Origin of the sequence: Delftia sp. UME58 (assembly GCF_014170385.1) — a bacterium.
GTDB lineage: Bacteria > Pseudomonadota > Gammaproteobacteria > Burkholderiales > Burkholderiaceae_C > Comamonas > Comamonas acidovorans.
On sequence record NZ_LZZV01000049.1, the window covers coordinates 27,010 to 51,195 of the forward strand.

Genomic DNA, 24,186 nt, shown 5'->3' on the forward strand with positions numbered 1-24,186 from the left:
GCCGTGACGGAGGTCAGCCACACCCGCCACGGTGCCCGCAGGCCCGGCGGGCCCAGCGTCACCCTTGGGCCCAACGTCACCCTTGGGTCCGGCGTCACCCTTGGGCCCAGCGTCACCCTTGGGTCCGGCGTCACCCTTGGGTCCGGCGTCACCCTTGGGGCCAGCGTCACCCTTGGGGCCTTGCAACCCCTGTGATCCTGCGGGGCCGACCGGCCCTGCCGCGTCCACTGACAAAACCCCTTGGGCATCCGCACGCACAAAGCCCGCTCCGCCGAGTTGGGGCAGAGAGACCTTGCCGTCATTGCCGAAGTTGGAGATGGTCTGTCCGGTGGTGGGCGACTGGATGAGCACGCCACCAGACCCCGACAGGGTGACTTGCGCGCAGGCGGCGCTGGCCGCCATCAGGGCGGCGGTGAAAAGGAGATGGGATTTCATGGTTGACATGGATGGATCAGCAAAAAAAGCGCGGAGGCCCTGTGGCTATCTAGCGGTCGGTGTAGTGGTGCCGCGTGGCGCCCGCAACCGGCGCCAACCCAGCAGGCCAGCCAATGTGGACAGCAGCAGTACGCTCCATTCGCCGAGCGAAGGCACCGCCACGGCACCCAGGGTGGGCGGGCGCGCGAACCAGCCTGGCGCGCTGCTGCCCCCCGGCCCGTTCTGGCCGGTGGGTGCCAGCCACTGGCCGCGCGAGGCATCGACGCCCGCCACGGTCACGGCGCCGATCTGCTGCGCGCCGCCGGGCAGCAGGGTGAGAAATGCCGTGCCGCCCTGGCCCTGCGGCGCCACATCGCCCAAGGTGAGCGTGCCACCCACCTGTTGCTCGCTGCCCGCTGCGAAGCGCAGCACCTGCCCGGCTTGCGCGGCACTCAGGTGGCTGAAGGTGGTGTTGCCCGTGATGTCGGTGGCCCCGCCGCTGCTGCAGCGCCCCACCACGGCCACAGTGCTGGCTGCGCCGGTGAAGCCACCCGGGCCGGCCGCGTTGTGCCAACCCGCGCCCAGTTCGATGCGCGCGCCCGCAGCGGCGATGGAGCCCGCCGCACCGATGCGCACCATGCCCACGCCGGTGAAAGTGGCGCCCGCCGCACTCAGCGGGCCGTTGACTTCCAAGTCGCCACAGGCGAGATCGATGGTGCCGTGGTACGCCCCGCCGCCCGCGCCCACGGTGAATGCCGCTGCCTGAGCGGCCGCCGCGCCCGCCAGCAGCAGCGCGGCCAGCGCGGCGCGCAAGGATCTGTTGAATTCATGCATGAAATCGTCCTCTGGCGCTTGTTGTGCAAGCACTTTCTGCTATCGAAAAAAATGCTTTCTGCGCGCTGCCAGCAGCGTCAGCGCCGCCACCAGCAGCGCCAGCGCCCAGGCCGACAGCGTGGGAATGGCGTGCGCGCCGTCGGCGGGCGCGGCGGCCAGCAGCACGGGCAGGCCGGGGTCGGTGATCTGGCCGGGCACGGCGTCGCTGTCGCCTGCGCCGCCGTCGGTGAGGCTGAAGGTCACGCCCAGGCCGTCGGGCGCGAACTGTGCGCCGGGCAGCGCATACCAGTGCGGCTGCGCGCAGGCGGCGGTGCCGCTGCAGCCCAGGCCTTCGGGGCTGGGGCCGTATTTGAGGTAGACGGCGCCGGGCGGTACGGGCTGCGTGTAGTTCACCGTCACGCGGGCGCTGGGCGTGCTGCCCGTGAGGGTGAGCGCAAGCGGCGTGAAGTCTGTGCGCGCACCCTCGGGCAGCGGCGCAGGCAGGCCGGGGGTGAATGCGGCGCGGTCGATCCGCCAGCCGGGGACTTGCACGGCGGCCTGGCCTGAACCCGCATCGGCCCAGGGGGCGCTGCACTGGCTGGTGTTGCCGCCATGCGTGCCTGCGCAAGACCAGGCCCAGGCGCCGTTTGCTGCGTCCACGCTGCTCGCCTGGCCCGCGCTGCACAGGCCGGCTGTGGGCGTGGCGATGCGTGGCTGGCCTTGTGCGCTGCCACAGGCGCCGTCGGTGCGTGCCACGTAGGCGAGCAGGTCCGAGCGCGTCACTGTGCCGCCCGCGGTCGTGACGGCCACGGCCACGGGGCCTGCGGCGTGGGCAGGCGCGGTGGCGGTGATGCGCGTGTCGCTCTCCACCGTCAAGGCCGTTGCAGGCACACCGCCGAAGGTGACGGCGGTGGCGCTCGCCAGGCCGGTGCCAGTCAGGCTGACCTGCGTGCCGCCCGTGGCCAGCGCCTGGGCGGGGCTGATTGCGCCCAGAGTCGGAGCGCCCACGTAGCGCAGGGCGTTGTTCAGTGTGGCGTCGCCCGCCTGCGTGGTGACCTGCACGGCCACGCCGCCTGGCGGGAGGGCGGGTGCGACAGCGGTGATTTCGTCATCGCTCGCTGCCTGAAAGGCAATGGCAGGCGCCGTGCCGAACCACACCTGCGTGGCGGTCTTCAGGTGCTGGCCGCTGAGGGTAACGGACCCGCCGCTCAGGGGCATGAAGCCCGGGGCCGCGCGCAGCACCTGCGGCGCGCCCAGGTATTCGAAGGCGTCGGCCATGGTGGTGGTGCCACCGGCCGTCTCGACGGTGATAGGGACGATGCCCTGCTCTCCGACCGCGAAGGGCGAGGGCGGCGCCGTGGCCTGGATGATCGGAGTGCCCGCGAGCGGGTCGGACACCATGGCGAAGCTGGCTGCGGGCTGGCTGCCGAAGTGCACGGCCTTCACGTTGGCAAGATCGCTGCCGCTGATGCGCACCGGTGTGCCGCCCAGCCCGTAGGCAGGTTGAACGCCAGCCACGGTGGGCGCTTCCTGGAAGAGATAGGGTACGGAGTCCGTGCCGTAGGCGGTCTCCACCGTCACCATGGCACTGCCCGCTCGCGTGCCGGGCAGTTGCACTTGCAGGCGGGTGCCATCCTGCGGGTCTGGCGTGAACGCGGCGGGATTGCCGCGCACGCTCACTCCTGCCACACCGTGGAAGTGGTTGCCCGTCAACACCACGGTAGTGCCTCCGTCGGCCGGACCGATGCCCGGGTCGATGCCGCTGAGGGCGAAGGCGGGGTGGTCGGCGTAGGTGTAGCTGCCCGCATCGATGGCGCCGTAGGTGCCCTGTGCCGTGACGGGCACGCTGCCCATGCCCGGTGGGGCTGTGGCGATCAGTTGCGCGTTGTTCCGTCGGGTAAAAGAGGCCGTCACGCCACCGAATTGCACCGCGTCGATGTAATACAGATTGCGCCCGGTGATGACCACCTGCGTGCCCCCGGCCGTGGGCCCGGTGGGAGGTTGCAGTGCGCCGCCCGCGGGAGGGTAGGCCACCTCGACCTCCACGCGCATGCCGATGTTGGTGTGCCCTGTGCTCCAAGTGGCGCCGCCGTCCGAGCTGCGAATGCCGTTGGCGTACTGGCGGTTGTCGGCAATCACGTTGTAGCCCTGGGCGCCGGGCGCCACGCCCACCATCACCCACAGATAGGAATTTGCCTGGGCGTCGAGCCGCCCGGTGAAGATGGGGTAGCCCGCGCCGGGGTAGTCCGGAGTGAAGTTGGCGCAATGCGTGCCGGGCGCGTCCTGCTCGCCCTGGCACACGCGCATCAGCAACTGCGGATAGCCGTGGGACATGGCGACATTGAGCGTTACTTTCTTCACGCGGAAGTTCTCGTTGAGGAAAAAGCGATTGCCCCGCCACTCGTTGTTTTCCAGGGACTGCCCCGCCTCGTAGCGGAGGTCGTCATACAGCATGTACGCATACGCCGGCATCCAGGCCAGCGCGCACGACAGGGCCAGCACCAGTGCGGCCAGCGGGGAGAGGACACAGGTCATGGCAGTCGTGCCTTTCATGTATGCATCGGATCGGGTTGCGATTTGCTATCGCGCCACGCCGCCGTGCGCGCCCGCGCATTCCCAGGCGTATTGGCCGTTGGTGGACTGCACGCCGCTGGCGGTGCCCGTGGCGCAGAGGTTCGCGCTGGGCGCAGTAGCGGCGGGGACGCTGGCCGCCGCGCCGTAGGTGCCATCGACAGGCGCCAGGGTGAACTGCGCGCCGACGCTGCGCAGCCCGGTCACGTTGGCAAGCGCGCAGGCGCCGTTTCCGCTGCAACTGCCGGACCAGCTGGTGAATTGGTAGCCCGTATCCGGTGTGGCGGTGCAGTGGGCATCCTGGCCGTGGGGTACGGGGTTGGGCGTGCAGGTGACCGTGCCGTGCGTGGCGTTGGTGGCGATGGGGTAGGTGATGGGCGTGAAGGTGGCGGTGATAAGGCAGGTGTTGCTAATGGCCGCCGTGGTGAACTCGTCGCCCACCAGCGCGCCGCCACACCCGCTGGCCGACGCCGTGTAGCCCGGCGGGATGCTCAGGCGGAACGCTGCCGTCTGTCCGGCGGCCACCAAATGGCCCGACTCGATGGATCCGCCGCCGCTGGCCTCGGTATAGACGTTGTACCCGCGCGGTGCGCTGCACTGCGGCGAAGTGCCGCCGCCCGCTTGGCCCAGACATTGCCATGTGAAACGGTTCCAAGCAGTCGCCATGCCATCCAGCGCGCCTGGGTTGCACGCATTGGTGCCGCTGGGCGCGTATTGGATGGCGGCGTTGCCGTTGGCGCTGCCGCAGGTGCCTTGCACGACTTGCGGTGTGCCTTCCACGCGCATGCCAAAGGTGATGCTGCGGGAGGCATTCCAAGTGGCACCATCGTTAGTGGTCCAGCTCAGCCCGGTGAAATCGCTGTGGCTTTGCACGAAGACGGTGCTGCTCAGGGGTCTCGCGGAGCGGCTGCGCATCACCACCCATGCGGCGTTGCCCCAGCCCATGGTGCGGCTCCCGGAAAACGTGCGCCTGCCGGAGGTGGCCGCGTCGGGCGTGAAGTCGGCGCAAGCGCCGGTGTACGGCGTCTTGCTGTCGGCGGTGGTTTCGCACACCTGCACTTCAAAGCCGTTGAACGTCTCCACGACCATCTCCACGGTCTCGATACGCAAGGGTTTGGTGCCGATGGTGATGCGGTTGGCGAACCGGCGATCCGTATAGTACGGCGGGTACGCCTCGCCCCATGTCTGACTCAGGCTGGTGGCGTCGATGTTGTCAAACAGAACATCTGCGCAGGCAGGCGCGGCAGAAGCCGCCAGCAGCAGGGCGGCCATCCGAAGTGCAAAGGGCGTCATGGGCATGTGGGTGAAACTGCGGTCCACCCACCGGCACTGGGCATTAAAACCGCTGCCAGCGCTTGCTCTGCAAGCGCTGGCAGCTATCTTTTGGAAGCATCCGGCGCGGGTGGGTGTGTGCTGCGGCTATCTTGTTGCAGCCGCGCCCCGGCGGCTTGACTGTCCGTGTGCCCGGCGCTTGACTGGGCGTGTTAGAGGCCGTTCAGAAAGGCGCCCATCACGCCCATGATTTCAGTGCGGCGATGGGCCAGCGAGTCTGCGGACGTTTTTAGGAACCGCGCGGCAGGCGGTTCCGCCAGATGCGGCGCCGGCACCAGCGGCATGGCCCGCCGGGTGCCATGCTGGTCGGTCAGCGCGCTTTGCACGTCCAGCACGCAGGAAACAAAAAGGCGCGAATCGGGCTGCGAGTTGGCATCGAAACCAAATGGCGCCATTCAGGTCGGCCACCATGCCGTCATACCACGGCCATGCGTTTCATGGCACGCGTTCTGGAACACTATGGCGCCGAGTCAGGCGGTTGCTTTTGCAGATTCAGACGTGCAGGCTCAAGAGCCAATCCGCATATTCCACCGATGCGGCCGTGGACTGCGCCAGCGGCGCCCTGCCGGCGGCGTGCGCCGCCTAGGCCATGGCGCGCACGTCGCTGGGAGTGTGGCCGAAGGCGGTGCGGAAGGCGCGGCTGAAGTGCGCTTCGCTGGCAAAGCCCAGGCGAGCGGCTACTTCGGCTACCCGTAAACGGAGGTATGCGGGGTTGGCCAGACACTGGAAGGCACGGTGCAGCCGGCGCTGCTGCACGTAGCGGGCCACCCCGCCCAGCGGCGCGAAGAGCTGGTAGAGCCGGTGGTGCGAGATGCCGAAGGCGCGGCAGAGCGCGTCGGGCGTGAGCGGCGCGCCCAGTTGGCTGGCGATGTGGCGTTGGATGCGTTCGAGCGTGACGGCCTCGACCTGCGAGCGCGCTTCGGCCAGCGTGCGCTGGCTGGGGCGCAGGCAGGCGGCCAGCATGTGAGTGGTGGCGCACACCACATCGTCGGCCTGGGCCATGCCGATCAGAGCACACACCAGGTCTCTGAATCGATCGCCACGCTCGGTTGTACTGGGCAGCTTTCTTTGATTAGCTTCAGGTAGAGCAGTGCCGACCGCATTTCTAATACAAAAAACATCTCCCGAAGGTATTCCGCAGCAATATTGACGACGCGCGTCCAGTTCCACTTCCAGTTTCAACGCACTGTCTACGCTTTTTGGCAACATCTCTGCCTGTCCGGGGTTCGCATATAGCTGCCGCATGACTGCTCCGGTTGGCCGACGGCAACCGCTGCGAAGCCGACACCTGACGGCAAAGGTCGAACGGCTGCAGCGGGGTAGTGGATTCAACCGGCCAACCCAACACATCGTCAAACCTTCACCGGCTTGAGTCGCTTTACAGCGCCCGAACTGGAATGCAGATGTCGCAGCAGAACTCCCCGGTCTCGGCATCCATTGCGGTGACCGCAGAAAACATCTCAAAGCAAGGCCGGTCGTCACATTGCATTCCGCTGGACGGCATCCATTCGCGCGTCAGCCACATCCAGGCATTGGCCAAGCCCTCGGGTTTTCCTTTGAACCTTGCCACGGCGTAACGGCCGCCCGGCAAGGCTTGGGTATCCACCTTGCCGCTGGCAACAAAATGCGCGGGGACTTCCACGCAGGCGTCATAGCGGCATTTGCTGGCGGGCGTGAGAGAGGGGTCGTCATAGCCTATGCCGTAGCACGTCTGATTGCTGAGGCCATTGGAGTGCATCCACGGTGCAATGGTGCCTCGCCAGAATTCGCCTATGGCTGGCCCATAGGGACCGATCAAGCGTTGATAGGCGACATGTGCTTTGGGTAGATCAATGATGCGTACGTCCATGGTGATTTTTTCCTTCAGGTGACAAGAGCCCTGAGGTTCGCCGAACGCGCGCAGGTCTTCCTGATGGAGATTGCCGAAGACCTGATCAGGATTGCTCTCCTGGCCGCCTGGCTGCTGCCCGATCGCAGCCGCCTGTGCTTTCAGCCGCTCAAGCGTCGTGGAGCGCCAGGCCGATGGCGTGCAGCCAAACTTGAGCTTGAAGGCGCGCGCAAATGCTTCGCCCGATTGGAAGCCGGTGGCCAAGGCGGTTTCAAGCACGGTTTCCTTGCTGCCGCAGGACAGCCGGAAAGCCGCCTTCTCAAGCCGTCGACGCTGCGCATAGCTGCCCAGCGTTTCTCCCATCCAGGCCGCGAAAATTCGGTGAAAGTGAAAGCGCGAGAAATTGGCGATGTCGGCCAGATGTGCGCCGTCCAGAGGCTGATCCAGGTGGGCATCGATGTAGTTGAGCACGCGATTGATCCGTCGCGCGTACTCGGCGCGGGATGCCTGCTCGGAAGGCTTGTTCGTCATGGTCGTTGTTCTGGAAATCACCGTTCATGCGGCGAGGGGGCCTGCCTGTCAGCAGGGGGCGGATGGAGACAACCAGCCGGCGCAGTTCTCGTCAGGCCGGCGCCTTCCCCTTCACCCACAACCCAAACTCCTTCATCACCCCCACCACCGGCTTGAGCCGCTCCCCATCCTGGGTCAATTCGTATTCCACCTTGATCGGCGCGGTGGGGTAGACCGTGCGCTTGACCAGGCCCGCTTCCTCCAGCGCGCGAAGATCCAGGGTGAGGGAGCGTTGGGAGATGCCGGGCATGTCGCGGCGCAGGTCGTTGAAGCGCCGGGGGCCGTCGATGAGGTAGGAGGCGATGAGCAGCCTCCAGCGGCCGCCCAGCAGCCGCATGGCTTCTTCCACGGAGCAGCCTGAGATGTTGGATTTCATAGCACATCCATCATAGGCAGGCGGCAGGTATATTTTTTTAACCTATGGGCAGTTTTATTGCCTTCTTCCAGATTTATCCCTGGTGCATAGCATTTGCGAGGGGCTGTGCCTGAACGCGCAGGCCCCTTGTTCCATCACCAGAGAAATTCCATGAAGCTGTATTACCTGCCGGGCGCCTGTTCGCTGGCGCCGCACATTGTCCTGAACGAGCTGGGGCTTGATTTCCAACTGGTCCGGGTGGACCACAAGACCCACCAGACGGAAGACGGCAGGGACTTTCGTGCGCTCAGCCCGTTCGGCTATGTCCCCCTGGTGGAGTTGGACGATGGCAGCCTGCTGCGGGAAGGGCCCGCCGTCCTGCAGTACCTGGCGGACCTGCGGCCTGCATCGCTTCTGGCGCCGGCCCAGGGCAGCCTGGAGCGCTATCGGCTGCTGGAGTGGCTGGCCTTTCTGAATTCGGAGATCCACAAAGGCTTCATCCCGCTGCTGTATGCGGTGGCGGCGGGAAAGTACGGCGTGGAAACGGCCAGGCCCAAGCTGGAGCAGCGGTATGCCTGGGTGAACGCGCAACTGGCCGGCAAGTGCTACCTGATGGGCGATGGCTTCACCGTGGCCGATGCCTACCTGTACGCGCTCACGCAGTGGGGGCAGGCGCCGTGGCTGGAGTCGGTCTACAAGACGAGCATTCGCTTTGATGGCCTGGAGCATCTTGCAGGATGGTACGCGCGGATGCGGGAGCGGCCTGCCGTGCGCAAGTCGCTGCAGGCGGAAGGGCTGCGATAGGGCTGCGATAGGGCTGCGATAGGGGTGCGATAGGGGGAGGGCACAGGGCAAGGCCCTTGCGCCGGGCGCCAGTTCAAGGGGCAGGGCTGGCACCATCCCCCAGCCCGCCCTCCAGCACCCGCAGCAGCAGGGACAGCTGCTGGTCCAGCGCGGCCAGTTCGGCGACGGGCATGGGCGCCAGCATGGCGCGCTCGTTGTCCAGATGTGCTTCCACAGCGCGGTCTATCAGCTCCAGCCCCTGGGCGGTGAGCTGCACCAGCATGCTGCGCGCGTCCTGCGGGTTGGGCAGGCGCTGCACCAGGCCGCGCGTCTCCAGACTTTTCATGCGGTGGGTCATGGTGCCCGAGGTGACCATGAGCGCGGAAAACAGGGCCGTGGGCGTGAGGCAGAACGGCGCGCCCGAGCGGCGCAGCGTGGCCAGCACGTCGAATTCCCACATGGTCATGCCGAAGCGGGCAAAGCACTCTTCCAACCGCTGCTCCAGCAGGGCGGCGCAGCGCTTGATACGGCCTATGGGGCCCATGGGGCTGGCGTCCAGGTCGGGGCGTTCGCGCGCCCATTGTTCGAGGATGGTGTCTACCCGGTCGGGAAGGCGGGGGAGGGTGGGTTTCGGCATTTGTCTTGATTTTAAGATAAGTCGTGCATAATGGATTTGTCTTGAATTGAAGATAAATGCCATGTCCTCCTCGCCATCCTCTTCCGCCTCCCCCTCGGCCAGCCCCGCCATGTCCTGGCGTGACATCCTGCTGACCGCGCTGGCGCCCGCCATCTGGGGCTCCACCTACATCGTCACTTCCGAACTGCTGCCGCCAGACCGTCCGTTCACGGCTGCGCTGATCCGCGTGCTGCCGGCCGGGCTGCTGCTGGTGCTGTTCACGCGGCGGCTGCCCGTGGGCTCGGGCTGGTGGCGGCTGCTGGTGCTGGGCGGGCTGAACATCGGCGTGTTCCAGGCGCTGTTGTTTGTGGCGGCCTACCGGCTGCCGGGCGGGCTGGCGGCCGTGCTGGGTGCCGTGCAGCCGCTGCTGGTGATGGCGCTGGCCTGGGGCGTGGACGGGCGGGTCCCCGCGCGGCTGACGCTGTGGGCCGCCGTGGCCGGCATCGGGGGCATGGCAGTGCTGCTGCTGTCGCCGCAGACGGTGTTCGAGCCTGTGGGCATGGCGGCGGCGTTGGCGGGTGCGGTGTGCATGGCGGCCGGCACCTGGCTCACGCGGCGCTGGCGCGTGGACTTGCCGGTGCTGGCGCTGACGGGCTGGCAACTGCTGTTTGGCGGGCTGATGCTGCTGCCGCTGGCCTGGTGGGTGGATGCGCCGCTGCCTGCGCTGACCGCAACCGAGCTGGGCGCCTATGCCTACCTGTGTCTTGCCGGCGCGCTGCTGGCCTATGTGCTGTGGTTTCGCGGCATCGGGCGCCTGCCTTCGGTGGCCGTGTCGTCATTGGGCCTGCTGAGCCCGCTCACCGCCGTGGTCCTGGGCTGGGCGCTGCTGTCGCAGTCCATGACGGGCCTGTCCTTCCTGGGCCTGCTGGTGGTGCTGGCCAGCGTGCTGGCGGTGCAGTGGTCTGCTTCGCGCGGCGCCTGAGCGTGGGAATGGTTGGCAAGGGGCTGCGGATTATTTATCATACGGTGTATGTTTAATTGGATGGAGAGATCGCCATGGCACCCGCAAAAGCCCTCAGCAATGCATTCGGCAAGGTCTTCATCGCCACTTCGGTCGATGGCTTCATCGCCCGGCCCGATGGTTCGCTGGACTGGCTGCCTGTTGGCGGCGATGGGGGCGATGGGGGCGAGGACTACGGCTACGCGGCCTTCATGAGGACGGTGGACGGCATCGTCATGGGCCGCTCAACCTATGAAAGCGTGCTCGGCTTCGAGTCCTGGCCGTTCGACAAGCCCGTGGTGGTGATGAGCCGCACGCTGGGCGCGGGCGATGTGCCTGCCCACCTGCGCGGCAAGTTGCGCATCACGTCCGCCCAGCCTGCCCAACTGGTGGCCGAGCTGCGGGCCGAGGGCTGGGGCAGCGCCTATATCGACGGCGGCGCCGTGATCCGCGCCTTCCTGGCGGCGGGTGAGGTGGGCGAGATGACCATCACCCGCGTACCCGTGCTGATTGGCGCGGGGCGGCCGCTGTTTGGCGATATCGGCTGCGATCTGCGCCTGGCCTGCCTGGCCTCCCAGGCCTATCCCAGCGGCATGGTGAGCACGCGCTACCGGGTGGAGGCGGGCGGCCGGGTCATGGCGCGCAACGGTGGCGGCGATGAGTGAGCCGGCTGTATCGGCTGTACCGGCTGTATCGGCTGCACAGGCCGCACGGCGCGGGCGCCCCTCGGCCGGGCGCTCGCTCAGCCGCGATCAGGTGCTGGACGCCGGGCTGGCCTTGCTGGAGGCCGTGGGCGCGCAGGGCTTTGGCCTGCGGCCGCTGGCGCGGCAGCTGGGCATTACGCCCATGTCGGTGATCCACCATGTGGGCGACCAGCAGGAACTGATGCGCAGCCTGGTGGAGCGCGTGCATGGCCAGCCGCTGGCCGAACCTTCGCCCGGGCTTGCACCCGTGCAGCGCGTGCAGGCGCTGCTGGTGGGCTACATGGAGCGCGTTCGCCGCCATCCGGCGCTGACGGTCTGCATTCTGGGCGATCCGGCCCTGTTCACCGCGTCGCTGGCCGCCTTCACGCAGCGGCTGCGCGGCGAGGTGCAGCAGTGCGAGCCCGGCGAAAACGAGGGCGATGCTGCCGTGCTGCTGGACCTGCTGATCGACTACACGCATGGACATGCGCTGGCGCTGGCCTTGTCGGGCGAGGGCGCACAGGCCTTGCATGGCCGGTTCGAGCAGGGGCTGGCGAGGCTGTTGCGCTAGGCGCCGGCCTCCACGCGCAGGCCGGCCTGTTGCCAGCCGGTGAAGCCTGCCTCGAAGCGCCGCGCCTCCCGGCCGCTGGCGCGCAGCGCCGTGACGGCATTGGCCGAGAGCACGCAGTACTGGCCACCGCAATAGGCCACGATGTCCTTGTCGGGCGGCAGCGCGCCCAGCTCGCCTTCCAGCGCTTCCAGGGGAATGTTGACTGCCCCGGGCAGGTGGCCCTGGGCGAATTCCGCTGGCGGGCGCACGTCCAGCACGATGGTGTCGTCCATCTGCATGCGCTGCAGCAGCTCGTCCAGCGCAACGGCTTCCAGACGGTCACGCTGGCGCAGGCTGTCGGAGACCACGGCGCGGATCTCGGCGTGGCGGAATTGCAGATAGTCGTGCAGCGCATCGATGATGCCGGTGATGGGCCCGTCGCCCAGCCGGTACAGCACATGCTTGCCCTCGCGCCGTGTGAGCACCATGCCCGCGCGCTTGAGGTGCTGCAGGTGCTGGGAGGTGTTGGCCACGGACAGCCCGCACAGCTCGGCCAGGCGCTCCACGGGCTGCTCGCCTTCGGCCGCATGGCTCAGCAAGGTGAGGCGGTGGGCATGGCCCAGGGTGCGCGCCAGGTCGGCCAGGTCGGGGAAGGCCTCGATCGGTACAGGGCTGCTTGACGGATTCATGGGGGATAGCCTAGCATTGCGCAAACATTCAATCAATTAATTGAATGTATTGTTCATTGTGCATGCGGTGGCATCCAAGAAGGCCGCTGCAAACCTGCAAGAGAGTGAAAAGACATGCTGGATGTGCCGGAATTCCTGCTGCGCGCCGTGCTGACGGGCGCAGGCGCGACCTTGGTGATGGATGTGTGGGCGCTGCTGCTGCAGCGTCTGTGGGGCGTGCCTTCGCTGGACTACGCCATGGTGGGCCGCTGGCTGGGCCATCTGCCGCGCGGCCGTCTGGTGCATGCCGGTATCGGCCGGTCCGCGCCGGTGGCGGGTGAGAAGGCCCTGGGCTGGGTGGCGCACTATGCGATCGGCGTGGCCTTTGCGGCGGCCCTGCTGGCCCTGGCGGGTGAGGGCTGGGCCCGGGCGCCCACGCTGTGGCCGGCCCTGGCCTGGGGCGTGTTCACCGTGGCCGCACCCTTCCTGGCGCTGCAGCCGTGCATGGGGGCGGGGCTGTTTGCCCGCAAGACACCCAAGCCCGCCGTGGCGCGGCTGCGCAGCCTGATGGCGCACACGGTGTTCGGCCTGGGCCTGTTCATCGCGGCCTGGGCCGTCTCGCAACTGCGGGGCTGAGCGGATGCGCTGACCCGGTTCAGGCAAACAGCCTGTGCGCCATGAATTCGAGAAAGGCCCTGACCTTGGGCGAGAGGTCGCGGCCCGGGGGCCAGACCATCCAGACCGTGCCCTGGGCGTTGGCGGTGAACGGGTCGAGCACGGTCTGCAGCAGGCCCTGCTCCAGCTGGCGGGCCACGGTGAAGTCCGGCAGGCAGGCAATGCCCTGGCCGCGCAGCGCCAGGAAGATGCGCATCTCCACGCTGTTGCAAACCACGCTGGAGGGCAGCGCGGGCGGGGCGGTGTCGTCGTCATTTCCCAAGGGCCAGCGCTCCAGCCGGCCAGTGGCAGGATAGCGGTAGTGCAGGCATTGGTGGCGGGCCAGGTCGGCAGGTTGCGTCGGCCTGCCATGGCGCTGGAAATAGGCGGGCGAGCCCACCAGCACGCGCCGGAAGCCGCCCAGCCGCCGGTGCTTGAGGCCCGAGTCCTGCAGCGGCGCGGCGCGTATGGCCACGTCAAAGCCGTCGCCGATCACATCGACCAGATGGTCCGAGAAGTTCAGGTCCAGTTCGACCTCGGGGTACTCCAGCAGGAAGTCCGAGAGCGCCTGCTCGAACAAACCGCAGTGGCGTGGCAGGCTGACCTTGAGCCGGCCGTGCGGTCGCTCGCCCGCATGGCGCAGTTCCTGCTGGGCGGCCTCGACCTCGCAGAGGATGCGCCGGCAGCGCTCCAGAAAGCGTTCGCCCTCGGCCGTCAGTGCCAGCGTGCGCGTGCTGCGGTTGAACAGGCGCACGCCCAGGCGCTCCTCCAGCCGCGCCACGGCCTTGCCCACGGCCGAGGGCGACAGCCCCAGCTCGCGCGCCACGGCAGAGAAGCCCAGCCGCTCGGCCACGCGCACAAAGAGGCCGATGCTGCCCAGGCTGTCTATTTCCATGCGCTGTGTGAAGAGGTGTGTGAAGAAGATGATTTGAGACTCGGGTGTCTCAAGTGTTCGGAAATGAAGATGGATTGTCTCAGATGAAGGAGGGCCTACGCTGGCGGTCGTTTCATGAAATGGCGCACAAACCATGTCTTCCCTCTCTCGCGGCAACCCCCTCAAATGGCTGCAACTGCTGGCCGTCTGCCTGACGGGGCTGCTGATTCCCCTGAGCTTCACGGGCCCGGCCGTGGCCCTGCCTTCCATCCATGCCGAGCTGGGCGGCACGCCCTCCCAGCTGGGCTGGATCATGAATGCCTACATCCTGAGCTACGGCAGCGCCATGATGGTGGCCGGCAGCCTGACCGACATCCATGGCCGGCGCCGCCTGTGGCTGCTGGGGCTGGCCTGGTTTGGCCTGCTGAGCTTTGGCGTGGGCCTGGCAACCGATCTGCGCTGGGCCGATGGGCTGCGCCTGCTGCAGGGGCTGGGCGGGGCGGTCGCCTTTGCGGCGGCCATGTCCTCGCTGGCGCCGCTGTTCGAGGGCGCGGCGCGCATGCGGGCCTTCAGCCTGCTGGGCACGACCTTTGGCCTGGGCCTGGCCTTCGGCCCCTGGGTGTCGGGCCTGATGGTGGACAGCCTGGGCTGGCGCTGGGTGTTCCATGGGACGGGGCTGGTGGCGCTGCTGGGCCTGCCCATGGTGATGGCCAGCGCGCGGCGCGATGAAGCCGCGTCTGCCGACCGGCCCGACTGGTTGGGCGCAGCCCTGTTCACCCTGGCCCTGGGCGGCTTCACCTACGGCGTGCTGATGGTGCCCGAGCGCGGCTGGCTCCATGCCGAGGTGCTGGGGCCGCTGGCGCTGTCCGCCGTGCTGTTCGTGGTCTTCGTGGCGGTGCAGCGGCGCGTGGCCCGTCCGTTGCTGGATCTGTCGCTGTTCTCGCAGCCGCGCTTTCTGGGCGTGCAGTTGCTGGCGGCGTCACCGGCGTTTCTGTTCATCTCTCTGGTGGTCATGCTGCCCGGGCGCTTCATTGGCGTGGAGGGGCTGAGCCCGCTGGCGGCGGGCCGCATGATGGGCTGGCTGGCGGCGCCCTTGCTGGTGGTGCCGCTGCTGGCGGCCCTGCTGGTGGGCCTGCTGTCGCGCTGGATCAGCCCGGGCCGGCTGTCGGCGGCCGGTCTGCTGCTGGCCGCGGCGGGCCTGTGGTGGCTGGCGGCTGCCTTCGGGCAAGGCGCCGGTCCGGCGTTGGCGCTGCCCTTGCTGCTGATAGGCACCGGCATTGGCCTGCCCTGGGGCCTGATGGACGGGCTGGCCGTGAGCACCGTGGCGCCAGACCGCGTGGGCATGGCCACGGGCATCTTCAACACCGTGCGCATCTCGGCGGACGGCGTGGCCCTGGCCGTGGCGGGCGCCGTGCTGGCGGTGCTGGTGGAGGGGAAGCTTGGCGGGCTGTCGCCCGATGCAGGCCTGCGGCGCGAGATGGCCGGGCAGCTGGCCCAGGCCGATCTGGCGCGCGCCGCCCAGGCGCTGCCGGGGCAGGACGGCTTGCTTGCGCAGGTGTACGGCGCGGCCTTCCACGATCTGTTGCTGCTGCTGGCGGGGCTGGCGGTGGTCACGGCGCTGGCCGTGCTGTGGCTGCTGGAGCACAAGGGCCGGGCCGTGTCTTCCCCGGAGCAACTGGCCCCGCAGGCCGGGCGCAGGCTCAGCTAGCAGGCTGCAACTGCACGCCCAGGCGCGAGAACAGGATCTGCCGGCCATCGCCCTGCAGGCGCTGTATCACCATGCCGCCATCGCGGTGCAGGTAGATGCGCAGGGCGCTGCCGTTGCCGGGGTCGTGGTCCAGGTGGCAGGGGTCCTTGTCCAGATCCCTCCAGCCGTGGAGTTCGACCAGCCGGCGGCCGGCGATGCGGCGCAGTTCGGTCTCGGGGGCCGCGAAATAGCTGTGGGTCTGAAGCCACAGCGTACGCAGCTGCTCGAAGGACTGTTCGCGCGAGGAACAGGCGGGCGCAGCCTCCAGCAGGGACAGCAGCATGTCCAGAAGCTGATCGAATGAATACTGCATGCCGCGCCCCTTTCAGCGATCGACGGTGCGCACTGCGCAACCTTGACCAGGGTAACCGGATATTGCGCGAATGTGAACAAAGCAAGACCGTGGTGGTTTGTCGCTATTGCCAGCCTGTGTCGACAGTGATTGGCGCGGGTGTTGCATGCAGTGCACCCGGCCAGGATGGCCGGACAATGGCCGGGCACATCCTGCGTGATGCCGACCTCTTTTGTTCCCGCCACCTGTTTCCCCACTTCTGCTGCCCATGGAACGCTTCACCATCTCCATCGACGACGACCTGGCCCGTAGTTTCGACGCCTGGATCGCCGCGCGCGGCTACGACAACCGCTCCGAGGCCATCCGCGACGTGCTGCGCGCCCACCTGGCCCAGGTGCGCGAGCGCGAGGACGCCGACGGCCTGTGCGTGGCCAACCTGTCCTATGTCTACAACCACCACGAGCGCGACCTGTCCGAGCGCCTGGCCAGCCTGCAGCATGACCACCACGAGCTGCACATGGCCACCACCCACGTGCACCTGGACCATGAGCAGTGCATCGAAACGGTGATGCTGCGCGGCCCGGCCAGCGCCGTGCGGCGATTTGCCGACACCATCACGGCCGAGCGCGGCGTGCACCATGGCCAGCTCAACGTGGTGATGGCGCGCCGGGTGGAGCCTGGCGGGCATGAGCACGCGCAACCCGATCCGCATTCCCATCCGCATTCACATCCCCATTCACACGCCCACGGCGACTGATTGAAGCCAGGGCGGGCGCCTTGCCCAGCCTCTGTCACGCAGGTCGGTATGAAGTTTGCTTTTTTCTTCATACAACTCCTGGACCCGCATGACACATCCTCTGAAAATTCCTTCTCGGCCCTGCGCCCTGCACCAGATTGCGGCGGCCGGCCTGCTGGGCCTGGCCGCCATTCCCCAGGCTGGTGCACAGCAGGCCACGGATGCCGCGGCCAGCCTGCAGCCCGTCGAGGTCAAGGGCCAGACCGCGCGTGGTGCCTCGGCCGCCTATACCACCACGGTGATCGAGGCCGAGGACATCGCCAACGCCCATGCCAGCCATCCGCAGGAGCTGCTGCGCCAGGTGCCCGGCATGAATGTGCAGAACTACCAGCTGTCGGGCGTGGGTGACGCCATCGTCATGCGCGGCTTCGGCGGTGGGGGCCATGGCGGCGATGTGGGCGTGGTGCTGGACGGCATTCCCCTGAACGAGGCCATGTCGCATGCCGACGGCTATGTGGACCTGGGCGTGATCGTGCCGCTGGAGATGGAGCGCATCAGCATCTACAAGGGGCCGGTGTCGGCGCTGTACGGCAACTTCAACCGCGCGGGGCTGATGGCGATAGAGACGCGCAAGCAGGGCGACTACACCCCCTACCGCGAGGCCGACGTGAGCCTGTCCTCCCACGGCACGCTGGACGCTCAGGTGGCGCTGGGGCTGAAGCCGGGCGAGGGCGAGTTCCTGAACCTGGCGGCCCAGCACTACCGCACGGACGGTTTCCGCGCGCAGTCGCAAATGCAGCGCAGCACGGCATCCCTGCGTTGGAGCAAGCGGCTTACGCCGCAGCTGGAAGTGGCGCTGTCGGCACGGCTGCACCACGGCGAGGGCGATTCGCCGTCGTACCTGACGGCGGGGCAGTTCGCGCGCGATCCGCAAGGCATGGACCCGCGCGCCATGAACGATGGCACGCGCAAGAACTTCGCCACGCTGCGGGCCGATGTGCAGTACGCGCTTTCGCCCCGGCTGACCTGGCTGGGCCATGCCTACACCACGCAGCAAAGCTTCACGCGCTGGTTCAGCCGGCCCATCGACGCACTGCAGTGGCGCCAGCGCGAGGAAAGCTATGACCGCGCCGTCTACGGCGCCGGCACCAGCCTCAATGGCCGCCATGTCACGGCGCTGACCCCGCTCAACTGGGTGGCCGGGCTGGAGGCCGTGCGCGAATCCACCGACTACCAGTTCTACGACGGCCTGCAATGGCGCGAGCGCACGGGCGCGGCCATTGACGACCGCAATTCCAGGCTCGACACCCTCTCGGCCTTTGCCGAGGTGGATGCGCCCATCCACCGCCTGCTGCAGCTGTCCGCCGGCCTGCGCTGGGACCGCTTCACGGGCGGCTGCCGTCCCAATGGCCCCGAGACGGGCAGCGACCCCTGCGGCCCGCTGGCGCGCACGGCGCATGCCAGCCCCAAGCTGGGCCTGCGCTCGCAGGTGGCTCCGGGCGTGCTGCTGCGCGCCAGCTGGTCCGAAGGATTTGCGCTGGCCAGCGATTTCGCCAAGTACGCGCTGGGCGCCGCGCGGCTGGACCCCAATATCTTTCGCCAGACCGAAGTGGGCGCGCAGATCAAGCCCATGCCGGGCCTGGTGCTGGATGTGGCCGCCTATCGGCTGCAGTCCTCGGGCGAGATCCGCAACGTGGCGCCTGGCGTGTACGAGAACTTCGGCGCCACGCGCCGCACGGGCGTGGAGGCCAGCGTGCAGTGGGCGGTGCGCAGGAACCTGGACCTGCAACTGGCCTGGGGCAGCGCTCATTCGCGCGTGACCGAAAACGGCAACCCGGCCCTGGTCGGCAACCAGGTGGCCGGCGTGCCACGGCAGACCGCCACGGTGGGCCTGGCCTGGCGTCCGCTGGCGCAGTGGGAGGGCACGCTGACCTGGCGCCGCGTGGGCCGCTATGCCGTCACGGCCGACAACAGCGTGTTCTACGGCGGCTACGCCACCTGGGACCTGGGCCTGAGCTGGCGCCTGCCTTCGGCGCGCAGCCGCATCTATGCCGTGGTCTCCAACCTGGGGGACAAGGCCTATGCCACGTCGGCCTCGGTCATCCGCGGCGTGCCGCTGTTCGCGCCCGGCGCGCCGCGCACGCTCAAGGTCGGCGTGCAGACACAGTTTTGAGGAGGAAAAAATGGAATCCAACCCCTGTTTCGCATCCGTTGCAACCGCCGCATTCGTGGTTCTGCTGGCCTGCGCGCCGCTGGCCCAGGCCCACAACGTCTGGCTGGAGCCCGATGCCGACGGCGCCTACACCGTGCAATTCGGCGGCCATGAGGGCAAGCTGGAGAACTTTGCGGCCGGCAAGCTCAAGAGCGTTGAGGCCTATGACGCGCGCGGCCGCCGCATCGACGTGGCCGTGCAGCCCGTGCCCGGCGGCGCCCGCGCCACGCCGGCGCGCAAGGCCGCGCTGCTGGCCGCGCATTTCGACAACGGATTTTTCAGCCGCGTGGGCGAGGGGCCGATGGTCGAAAAGCCCATGACCGAGAACCCCGGCGCCACCAGCGGCGTGCATGCGCTCAAGTTCCACAAGACCATCCTCGAATGGGGCCCAGTCACCCGCGAGAAGCTGGGCCAGACCCTGGAGATCATCGCCAAGACCCGCCGCTCGCCCCACGCGGGCGAGCCCCAGCAATTCCAGGTGCTGCTGAACGGCCAGCCCCGGGCCGGCGTGCGCGTGTCGCTGGGAGAAAGCGGTCCGCCACTGGCAACCGATGCCGACGGCCTGGTGACCGTCACACCGCGTGCCGGCATGAACCAGCTGCTGGCCATCGTGCGGCTGCCTGTCTCCGGCGACGCGCGCACCACCAGCCTCAGCTACGAATACCTGCTGGGGTTCTCGGCGCATTGAAAGGGGATGGCGGCGCGGCCCGGCGCGGCCCGGCCCGGCGTGGCCCGGCGCTGCGGGGTCAGTCCAGCGCCAGGCGCCGGTCGGCGGCCAGCTTCTTCCACTTGGCGTTGTCCTGGGACATGAAACGCTGGATCTCGGGCAGGGACATGGGCGTGGCCACGGCCCCGGCGGCCTGCAGCGTGGGGCGCAGCTCGGGCGACTGTATGGCCTGGTTGATCCAATGATTGAGCTGGGCCAGCCGCTCGGGGGGCGTGCCGGATGGCACGGCCACGGCATACCACTGGGTGGCCTCGTAGCCGGGCACGCCGGCCTCGCGCATGGTCGGTACATCAGGCAGGCTGTCTATGCGCGTGGCGCCGGTCACGGCATAGGCCTTCAGCCGGCCCGACTGGATGTGCGGCAGCACGGGCGTCACGCCCAGCATGGCCAGGGGGATCTGCCCGCCCACCACATCGGTCACGGCCTGCCCGCCGCCCTTGTACGGCACATGCACCATGCTGGTGGCAGCCAGGGCGTTGAGCAGTTCGCCCGCCAGATGCTGGGAGGTGCCCGTGCCCGAACTGGCGTAGCTCCATTGGCCCGGTTTGGCTTTCATGGCGGCTACCAGTTCGCCCAGGCTGCCGGCCGCACCCGGGGCCGGGCCCACCAGCACCATGGCGCCCCGGGCCATCACGGCCACGGCGGTCAGCTCGCGGCCCACCTCGGGCTGGCGTGGGCCGGACAGCTGCGGTCCGGGAACGGAGACCAGGGTCAGGCCATCTGCAGGTGCCTTCGCTGCCGCCTGCAGGCTGATCGCGCCCGAGGCGCCCGGCCGGTTTTCCACCACCACGCTGACACCGGCCCTGGCCTCCAGTTGCCGGGCCACATGGCGGGTCAGCACGTCCAGGCTGCCGCCGGGCGCAAAGCCCACGATCCAGGTGATGGGCTTGCCCTGCGGCGCGTGCGCCGCCGGCTCGGCCGCGCGGGCCGTGGGCAGTGCAAGGGCCAGCAGGGCTGCGGCGGCCAGGGGGCGCAGTGCATGGCGGCGGGTGGTCGGCAGGCGGCCGCTGGCCTGCGGGGCGGGTAGGGGTGCGCAGGTCATTGGTCTGGGGCGCCGGGCGCGGTGTTGGGGTGTGCCTTGCAGCTTTCGTTGAAGCGCTGGACCATGGTCAGCATGGGGTTGAGCACCCAGGTGTTGAAGATCAGCACGTCATGCTCCTCCTTGGGATCGCGCACGATGTTGAACAGGTAGGGTGACTCCAGCTTGCCCTTGCTCTCGTTGACCTCGGGCTCCCAGTAGAAATGCAGCTTCCAGTCGCGCCACTTCGCGGCCCGCAGCTGGTCCTTGATGTAGAAGAGAAAGCCCTCGCGCGCGGACCGGGGCTCGCCCAGCAGGAAGGCCGTCTGGTCCAGGCCGTCGATGGGCCGGTCCTGTGGCACGGCAGCGCCCGCCACCGCCGCCAGGGTGGAGAAGATGTCGGTCACGTGCATGATTTCATTGCTGGTGCGCCCGGCCTGGATGCGGCCCGGCCAGCGTGCGATGAAGGGCACGCGCAGGCTGCCCTCCATGGCCGTGTGGTAGGTGCCGCGCCAGGGGCCGGCCGTGCCGCGGTAGGGCTGGCGGAACTCGGGGCCGTTGTCGCTGCAGAAGATGAACAGGGTGTCCTCGCGCAGGCCGAGCCGGTCTATCTCGTCCGAGATCTGGCCCACGCGGTGGTCCATCTCCACCATGGAGTCGGCAAAGTCGCCCTGGCCGGTGCGGCCCGCGAAATCCGCATGAGGCAGCGTGGGAAAGTGCAGGTGCACCAGGGGCAGATACAGGAAGAAGCGGCGGTCCCGGGCGTGGTTGCGGCGCATGAAGTCCAGCGAGCGCTCCACCAGCTCGGCATCGATGTTGCGCCGCGATTCCAGGTCATAGACCTTGACATCGTCCGAGGGGCCGCCCGCGCGGCCTTCCATGATGTGGGGCAGGGGCGCCACCAGGGGGTCGTAGCCCGTGGTCGCGGTGAACTGGCTTTCGTCCGTGGTGCGCGGAATGCCGTACCACTCATCGAAACCCCGGTCCGAGGGATAACGGCCCGGAATGTCCCCCAGATGCCATTTGCCGAAATGCGCCGTGGCATATCCCTGGGTGGACAGCAACTGGGCCAGCGTGGTCTCGCCACGCGTCAGGCCCTGGGGCAGCCCGGCCGGCACCGATTGCAGGGCACCCGTGCGGATGGGATGGCGCCCCGTCATCAGGGCCGAGCGCGTGGGCACGCAGTCGCTTTCCACATTGAAGTTCTGCAGCAGCAGTCCCTCGGAGGCCAACTGGTCGATGCGCGGAGTGGGCGCGCCGCGCAGCGCACCGCCGCCGTAGCAGCCCAGCTCGCCCCAGCCCAGGTTGTCCGCGACGATGAGCACGATGTTTGGTGGGTTCATGATGTGGCTCAAAAAGTTTCCATGCCAAAACTCTAGCCACAAGCCCTGTCTTGGTGATAACCAAACCAGCGAAAATCGATGAACATCTGGAATGGCTTTGCTCGGCAAGCTTTCTCGTTTTTCTTCGTTGACAAGGAATGGCATGACGGGATTTGCCTATAACGAGCTGGCCTGCTTTCTGGCCGTGGCCGAGCATGGCCATTTCGGGCGTGCGGCCGCTGCCCTGCAACTGACCCAACCGGCCGTCTCCAAGATCGTGCGCCGCGTGGAGCAGGGTGTGGGAGCGGCCCTGTTCACGCGCGGAACGCATGGCGTGGCGCTGACCAGCAGCGGCCAGCTGTTCATGGAGCCCGCGCGTCAACTGGTGCTGCGGCATGAGGAGACGATGCGCGCCGCCAGCGACATCCAGGCCCAGCATGTGGGCCTGATCCGCCTGGGCTTCACGCAGGCCACCTCGGAAAGCCGCGCCACCCGGGCCGTGGCCGAGCTGCTGCGCCGCCGCCCCGGCCTGCGCGTGCGGCTGACCGTGGGCAAGTCCGACGACCTGGAGCGCGCGCTGCTTGACGGCAGCCTGGACCTGGCCGTGGTGCCGTCCTACCCGGGCCATGCCACGCGCTGCGCCCAGGTGGTCATCGGCGAGGATGAGCTATGGGCCGCCGCACGGCCGCGCCACCCGCTGTTCCAGCTGGCGCTGGAGCAGGGCCTGAGGTTCGGGCATTTGCAGGGCTACTCCTGGGCCTTGCCGGCACCGGGCGCCGCCGTGCGCAAGGTGGTGGACGAGGCCTTCGCGGCCCAGGGCCTGGGCGCGCCCACCGTGGCCCTGGAGATCCAGCACAACACCGAGGCCACCATCGACATCGTGGGCCAGACCGACCTGCTGTGCTGCGTGCCCAGCCATGTGCTGCGCAGCAATCCCGAGCGCCTGCAGTCCCTGCCCATCCCCGAGCTGCGCACGCGCCGCAGCTGGCTTCTCATCAGCCACCCCAAGGCCCATTGGTCGCCGCTGATGTCCGCGCTGCGGGACCTGACGCTGGGGTAGCGGCCCGTTAAGCAGGGCCAGTGCAGGCTGGCCTCAAGTGTTCAAGGTGACTTGCGCTCAGGCGGAGACGGGGGTGGAGCTGCCCCCCAGGTGCCGGGCCGGCCGGTGCGTGTAGCGGTCCAGGGCCAGGCCGTCCGTGCTGATTTCCGGGCTGCGGCCGGTGATCAGGTCGGCGATCAGGCGGCCCGAGCCGCAGGCCATGGTCCAGCCCAGCGTGCCGTGGCCGGTGTTCAGGAACAGGTTGGCATAGCGCGTGGCGCCGATGATGGGCGTGCCGTCCGGCGTCATGGGCCGCAGCCCGGTCCAGAAGCTGGCGCGCTCCACATCGCCGCCCGGGAACAGGTCGTTGACCACCAGCTCCAGCGTGGCGCGGCGGCGCGGGTCCAGGCGCAGGTCGAAGCCGCCCAGCTCGGCCATGCCGCCCACGCGGATGCGGTCGTCAAAGCGGGTGACGGCAATCTTGTAGGTCTCGTCCAGCACCGTGGACTGCGGCGCCAGCGCCGGGTTGCCCAGCGGCACGGTGAGCGAATAGCCCTTGACGGGGTAGACGGGCAGGTCCAGCCCCAGCGGCTCCAGCGCCTGGCGCGAGTAGCTGCCGAAGGCCATCACGTAGCGGTCGGCGGTCAGCAGTTCGCCATTCACGCGCACGCCGGCAATGCGGCCGCCTTCGACCACCAGGCCATCCACGTTCTGGTTGAAGCGCAACTCCACGCCCAGGCCGGTGGCGATGCGGGCCAATTCATTGGTGAAGCGGTGGCAGTCGCCGGTCTCGTCCTTGGGCAGGCGCAGGCCGCCGGTCAGCCGGTCGCGCGCCTGGGCCAGCGCGGGCTCCTCCTGGGCGAGCTGGTCGCGGTCCAGTAGTTCGTAGGGCACGGCGCATTCGCGCAGCACGGCCACGTCACGCTCCACGGCGTCCAGCTGGGCTTGGGTGCGGAACAGTTGCAAGGTGCCGCCGGTGCGCTGCTCGTAGGCGATGCCGGTGTCGGCGCGCAACTGCTGCAGGCAGCTGCGGCTGTACTCGGCCACGCGCATCATGCGTTCCTTGTTGACGGCGTAGCGCTGGGCAGAGCAGTTGCGCAGCATCTGCGCCATCCAGCGCAGCTGAAACAGGCTGCCGTCCAGGCGCACGGCCAGCGGCGCGTGTTCCTGCAGCATCCACTTCAGGGCCTTGAGCGGAATGCCGGGCGCCGCCCAGGGCGTGGAGTAGCCGGGCGAGACCTGGCCTGCGTTGGCAAAGCTGGTTTCGGACGCGGGCGCATCCTGCCGGTCCAGCACCGTGACCTCGGCACCGGCCCGCGCCAGGTAGTACGCACTGGTCACGCCGATGACACCGCCGCCAAGAACAAGGACTTTCATACGAT

25 protein-coding genes are annotated in these 24,186 nt (G+C 68.3%); 11 read left to right on the forward strand and 14 right to left on the reverse strand.

What is annotated here, in order from left to right:
• Positions 1-3 precede the first annotated feature (3 nt).
• On the forward strand, positions 4-195 hold the full coding sequence (locus tag A9976_RS31880) for a hypothetical protein (protein ID WP_220808637.1): 192 nt from the start codon (positions 4-6) through the stop codon (positions 193-195).
• A 285-nt stretch (positions 196-480) separates the two neighbouring features.
• Here A9976_RS31880 and A9976_RS12685 read toward each other — a convergent pair whose 3' ends face one another.
• The 7 genes from A9976_RS12685 to A9976_RS12715 all read right to left on the reverse strand — a co-directional run bounded on the left by A9976_RS12685 (position 481) and on the right by A9976_RS12715 (position 7,904).
• The gene (locus A9976_RS12685) at positions 481-1,248 is read right to left on the reverse strand and encodes an IPTL-CTERM sorting domain-containing protein (RefSeq protein ID WP_183019302.1); all 768 of its coding nucleotides are present in this window, start codon (positions 1,246-1,248) and stop codon (positions 481-483) included.
• 39 nt (positions 1,249-1,287) lie between these two features.
• Positions 1,288-3,762, reverse strand: a complete 2,475-nt coding sequence (locus A9976_RS12690) for an IPTL-CTERM sorting domain-containing protein (protein WP_183019303.1) — start codon at positions 3,760-3,762, stop codon at positions 1,288-1,290.
• A 45-nt stretch (positions 3,763-3,807) separates the two neighbouring features.
• Positions 3,808-5,091, reverse strand: a complete 1,284-nt coding sequence (locus A9976_RS12695; RefSeq protein ID WP_183019304.1) for an InlB B-repeat-containing protein — start codon at positions 5,089-5,091, stop codon at positions 3,808-3,810.
• A gap of 191 nt (positions 5,092-5,282) precedes the next feature.
• The gene (locus A9976_RS12700) at positions 5,283-5,465 is read right to left on the reverse strand and encodes a hypothetical protein (RefSeq protein ID WP_183019305.1); all 183 of its coding nucleotides are present in this window, start codon (positions 5,463-5,465) and stop codon (positions 5,283-5,285) included.
• Positions 5,466-5,712: 247 nt separating this feature from the next.
• Entirely contained in the window at positions 5,713-6,150 is a 438-nt protein-coding gene (locus A9976_RS12705; protein ID WP_310889389.1) for an AraC family transcriptional regulator, read from the reverse strand.
• 358 nt (positions 6,151-6,508) lie between these two features.
• On the reverse strand, positions 6,509-7,489 hold the full coding sequence (locus tag A9976_RS12710; RefSeq protein WP_183019306.1) for a GyrI-like domain-containing protein: 981 nt from the start codon (positions 7,487-7,489) through the stop codon (positions 6,509-6,511).
• 91 nt (positions 7,490-7,580) lie between these two features.
• On the reverse strand, positions 7,581-7,904 hold the full coding sequence (locus A9976_RS12715) for a helix-turn-helix domain-containing protein (RefSeq protein ID WP_013802924.1): 324 nt from the start codon (positions 7,902-7,904) through the stop codon (positions 7,581-7,583).
• Between the two features lie 150 nt (positions 7,905-8,054).
• Between A9976_RS12715 and gstA the strand changes: the two genes are divergently transcribed.
• Positions 8,055-8,687 (forward strand): glutathione transferase GstA, encoded by a 633-nt coding sequence (gene gstA / locus A9976_RS12720; protein ID WP_183019307.1) that lies wholly within the window; start codon positions 8,055-8,057, stop codon positions 8,685-8,687.
• A gap of 73 nt (positions 8,688-8,760) precedes the next feature.
• Here the strand turns inward: gstA and A9976_RS12725 are convergent, their stop codons facing one another.
• Positions 8,761-9,303, reverse strand: coding sequence for a MarR family winged helix-turn-helix transcriptional regulator (locus tag A9976_RS12725; protein WP_183019308.1), 543 nt, complete (start codon positions 9,301-9,303; stop codon positions 8,761-8,763).
• Positions 9,304-9,412: 109 nt separating this feature from the next.
• Here A9976_RS12725 and A9976_RS12730 point away from each other — a divergent pair, with 109 nt between their 5' ends.
• The 3 genes from A9976_RS12730 (at position 9,413) to A9976_RS12740 (ending at position 11,536) form a co-directional block, all read left to right on the forward strand.
• Positions 9,413-10,264 carry an EamA family transporter gene (locus A9976_RS12730; protein ID WP_183019366.1) on the forward strand — a complete coding sequence of 284 codons (852 nt, stop codon included), beginning with the start codon at positions 9,413-9,415 and terminating at the stop codon, positions 10,262-10,264.
• Between the two features lie 74 nt (positions 10,265-10,338).
• Positions 10,339-10,947, forward strand: a complete 609-nt coding sequence (locus A9976_RS12735) for a dihydrofolate reductase family protein (protein WP_183019309.1) — start codon at positions 10,339-10,341, stop codon at positions 10,945-10,947.
• Entirely contained in the window at positions 10,940-11,536 is a 597-nt protein-coding gene (locus A9976_RS12740; protein WP_183019310.1) for a TetR/AcrR family transcriptional regulator, read from the forward strand. Before A9976_RS12735 ends, A9976_RS12740 begins: the two co-directional genes overlap by 8 nt.
• Here A9976_RS12740 and A9976_RS12745 read toward each other — a convergent pair.
• Positions 11,533-12,204 carry a metalloregulator ArsR/SmtB family transcription factor gene (locus A9976_RS12745; protein WP_063326451.1) on the reverse strand — a complete coding sequence of 224 codons (672 nt, stop codon included), beginning with the start codon at positions 12,202-12,204 and terminating at the stop codon, positions 11,533-11,535. The genes A9976_RS12740 and A9976_RS12745 overlap by 4 nt on opposite strands.
• A gap of 114 nt (positions 12,205-12,318) precedes the next feature.
• Here A9976_RS12745 and A9976_RS12750 point away from each other — a divergent pair, with 114 nt between their 5' ends.
• Positions 12,319-12,819, forward strand: a complete 501-nt coding sequence (locus A9976_RS12750; RefSeq protein WP_013802911.1) for a DUF2938 domain-containing protein — start codon at positions 12,319-12,321, stop codon at positions 12,817-12,819.
• A gap of 19 nt (positions 12,820-12,838) precedes the next feature.
• Here A9976_RS12750 and A9976_RS12755 read toward each other — a convergent pair whose 3' ends face one another.
• The gene (locus A9976_RS12755; RefSeq protein WP_310889392.1) at positions 12,839-13,726 is read right to left on the reverse strand and encodes a LysR family transcriptional regulator; all 888 of its coding nucleotides are present in this window, start codon (positions 13,724-13,726) and stop codon (positions 12,839-12,841) included.
• 139 nt (positions 13,727-13,865) lie between these two features.
• Here A9976_RS12755 and A9976_RS12760 point away from each other — a divergent pair, with 139 nt between their 5' ends.
• The gene (locus tag A9976_RS12760) at positions 13,866-15,419 is read left to right on the forward strand and encodes an MFS transporter (RefSeq protein WP_183019312.1); all 1,554 of its coding nucleotides are present in this window, start codon (positions 13,866-13,868) and stop codon (positions 15,417-15,419) included.
• Here the strand turns inward: A9976_RS12760 and A9976_RS12765 are convergent.
• Entirely contained in the window at positions 15,412-15,771 is a 360-nt protein-coding gene (locus A9976_RS12765) for a hypothetical protein (protein WP_183019313.1), read from the reverse strand. The genes A9976_RS12760 and A9976_RS12765 overlap by 8 nt on opposite strands.
• Positions 15,772-16,018: 247 nt before the next feature.
• On the opposite strand from A9976_RS12765, the gene nikR reads away from it, so the two are divergent.
• The 3 genes from nikR to A9976_RS12780 all read left to right on the forward strand — a co-directional run bounded on the left by nikR (position 16,019) and on the right by A9976_RS12780 (position 19,386).
• On the forward strand, positions 16,019-16,507 hold the full coding sequence (gene nikR / locus A9976_RS12770; RefSeq protein ID WP_183019314.1) for a nickel-responsive transcriptional regulator NikR: 489 nt from the start codon (positions 16,019-16,021) through the stop codon (positions 16,505-16,507).
• A gap of 88 nt (positions 16,508-16,595) precedes the next feature.
• Positions 16,596-18,659: a TonB-dependent receptor gene (locus A9976_RS12775; RefSeq protein ID WP_183019315.1), complete on the forward strand. Its 2,064-nt coding sequence runs from the start codon at positions 16,596-16,598 to the stop codon at positions 18,657-18,659.
• A gap of 10 nt (positions 18,660-18,669) precedes the next feature.
• The gene (locus A9976_RS12780; protein ID WP_183019316.1) at positions 18,670-19,386 is read left to right on the forward strand and encodes a DUF4198 domain-containing protein; all 717 of its coding nucleotides are present in this window, start codon (positions 18,670-18,672) and stop codon (positions 19,384-19,386) included.
• A gap of 58 nt (positions 19,387-19,444) precedes the next feature.
• Here the strand turns inward: A9976_RS12780 and A9976_RS12785 are convergent, their stop codons facing one another.
• Complete coding sequence (locus tag A9976_RS12785; protein ID WP_183019317.1) at positions 19,445-20,467, reverse strand: tripartite tricarboxylate transporter substrate binding protein; 1,023 nt, start codon at positions 20,465-20,467, stop codon at positions 19,445-19,447.
• Positions 20,464-21,786, reverse strand: coding sequence for an arylsulfatase (locus A9976_RS12790; protein WP_183019318.1), 1,323 nt, complete (start codon positions 21,784-21,786; stop codon positions 20,464-20,466). Before A9976_RS12790 ends, A9976_RS12785 begins: the two co-directional genes overlap by 4 nt.
• Before the next feature lie 142 nt (positions 21,787-21,928).
• Between A9976_RS12790 and A9976_RS12795 the strand changes: the two genes are divergently transcribed.
• Positions 21,929-22,825 (forward strand): LysR family transcriptional regulator, encoded by an 897-nt coding sequence (locus A9976_RS12795; RefSeq protein ID WP_183019319.1) that lies wholly within the window; start codon positions 21,929-21,931, stop codon positions 22,823-22,825.
• A 57-nt stretch (positions 22,826-22,882) separates the two neighbouring features.
• On the opposite strand, the gene A9976_RS12800 is transcribed toward A9976_RS12795, so the two are convergent.
• A complete protein-coding gene (locus A9976_RS12800; protein ID WP_183019320.1) occupies positions 22,883-24,181 on the reverse strand; it encodes a D-amino acid dehydrogenase in 1,299 nt (432 codons plus the stop codon).
• Between the last annotated feature and the right edge of the window lie 5 nt (positions 24,182-24,186).

What these genes read in the sequence shown, in the direction of transcription:
- A9976_RS12735 (WP_183019309.1), top strand. Translation starts at nt 10,339, where the DNA reads ATGGCACCCGCAAAAGCCCTCAGCAATGCATTCGGCAAGGTCTTCATC.
- A9976_RS12725 (WP_183019308.1), bottom strand. Translation starts at nt 9,303, where the DNA reads ATGCCGAAACCCACCCTCCCCCGCCTTCCCGACCGGGTAGACACCATC.
- A9976_RS12695 (WP_183019304.1), bottom strand. Translation starts at nt 5,091, where the DNA reads ATGACGCCCTTTGCACTTCGGATGGCCGCCCTGCTGCTGGCGGCTTCT.
- A9976_RS12740 (WP_183019310.1), top strand. Translation starts at nt 10,940, where the DNA reads ATGAGTGAGCCGGCTGTATCGGCTGTACCGGCTGTATCGGCTGCACAG.
- A9976_RS12745 (WP_063326451.1), bottom strand. Translation starts at nt 12,204, where the DNA reads ATGAATCCGTCAAGCAGCCCTGTACCGATCGAGGCCTTCCCCGACCTG.
- A9976_RS12730 (WP_183019366.1), top strand. Translation starts at nt 9,413, where the DNA reads ATGTCCTGGCGTGACATCCTGCTGACCGCGCTGGCGCCCGCCATCTGG.
- A9976_RS12765 (WP_183019313.1), bottom strand. Translation starts at nt 15,771, where the DNA reads ATGCAGTATTCATTCGATCAGCTTCTGGACATGCTGCTGTCCCTGCTG.
- gstA (WP_183019307.1), top strand. Translation starts at nt 8,055, where the DNA reads ATGAAGCTGTATTACCTGCCGGGCGCCTGTTCGCTGGCGCCGCACATT.
- A9976_RS12715 (WP_013802924.1), bottom strand. Translation starts at nt 7,904, where the DNA reads ATGAAATCCAACATCTCAGGCTGCTCCGTGGAAGAAGCCATGCGGCTG.
- A9976_RS12780 (WP_183019316.1), top strand. Translation starts at nt 18,670, where the DNA reads ATGGAATCCAACCCCTGTTTCGCATCCGTTGCAACCGCCGCATTCGTG.
- A9976_RS12710 (WP_183019306.1), bottom strand. Translation starts at nt 7,489, where the DNA reads ATGACGAACAAGCCTTCCGAGCAGGCATCCCGCGCCGAGTACGCGCGA.
- A9976_RS12690 (WP_183019303.1), bottom strand. Translation starts at nt 3,762, where the DNA reads ATGACCTGTGTCCTCTCCCCGCTGGCCGCACTGGTGCTGGCCCTGTCG.
- A9976_RS12795 (WP_183019319.1), top strand. Translation starts at nt 21,929, where the DNA reads ATGACGGGATTTGCCTATAACGAGCTGGCCTGCTTTCTGGCCGTGGCC.
- A9976_RS12760 (WP_183019312.1), top strand. Translation starts at nt 13,866, where the DNA reads ATGTCTTCCCTCTCTCGCGGCAACCCCCTCAAATGGCTGCAACTGCTG.
- A9976_RS12775 (WP_183019315.1), top strand. Translation starts at nt 16,596, where the DNA reads ATGACACATCCTCTGAAAATTCCTTCTCGGCCCTGCGCCCTGCACCAG.
- A9976_RS12685 (WP_183019302.1), bottom strand. Translation starts at nt 1,248, where the DNA reads ATGCATGAATTCAACAGATCCTTGCGCGCCGCGCTGGCCGCGCTGCTG.
- nikR (WP_183019314.1), top strand. Translation starts at nt 16,019, where the DNA reads ATGGAACGCTTCACCATCTCCATCGACGACGACCTGGCCCGTAGTTTC.
- A9976_RS12790 (WP_183019318.1), bottom strand. Translation starts at nt 21,786, where the DNA reads ATGAACCCACCAAACATCGTGCTCATCGTCGCGGACAACCTGGGCTGG.
- A9976_RS12750 (WP_013802911.1), top strand. Translation starts at nt 12,319, where the DNA reads ATGCTGGATGTGCCGGAATTCCTGCTGCGCGCCGTGCTGACGGGCGCA.
- A9976_RS12785 (WP_183019317.1), bottom strand. Translation starts at nt 20,467, where the DNA reads ATGACCTGCGCACCCCTACCCGCCCCGCAGGCCAGCGGCCGCCTGCCG.
- A9976_RS12800 (WP_183019320.1), bottom strand. Translation starts at nt 24,181, where the DNA reads ATGAAAGTCCTTGTTCTTGGCGGCGGTGTCATCGGCGTGACCAGTGCG.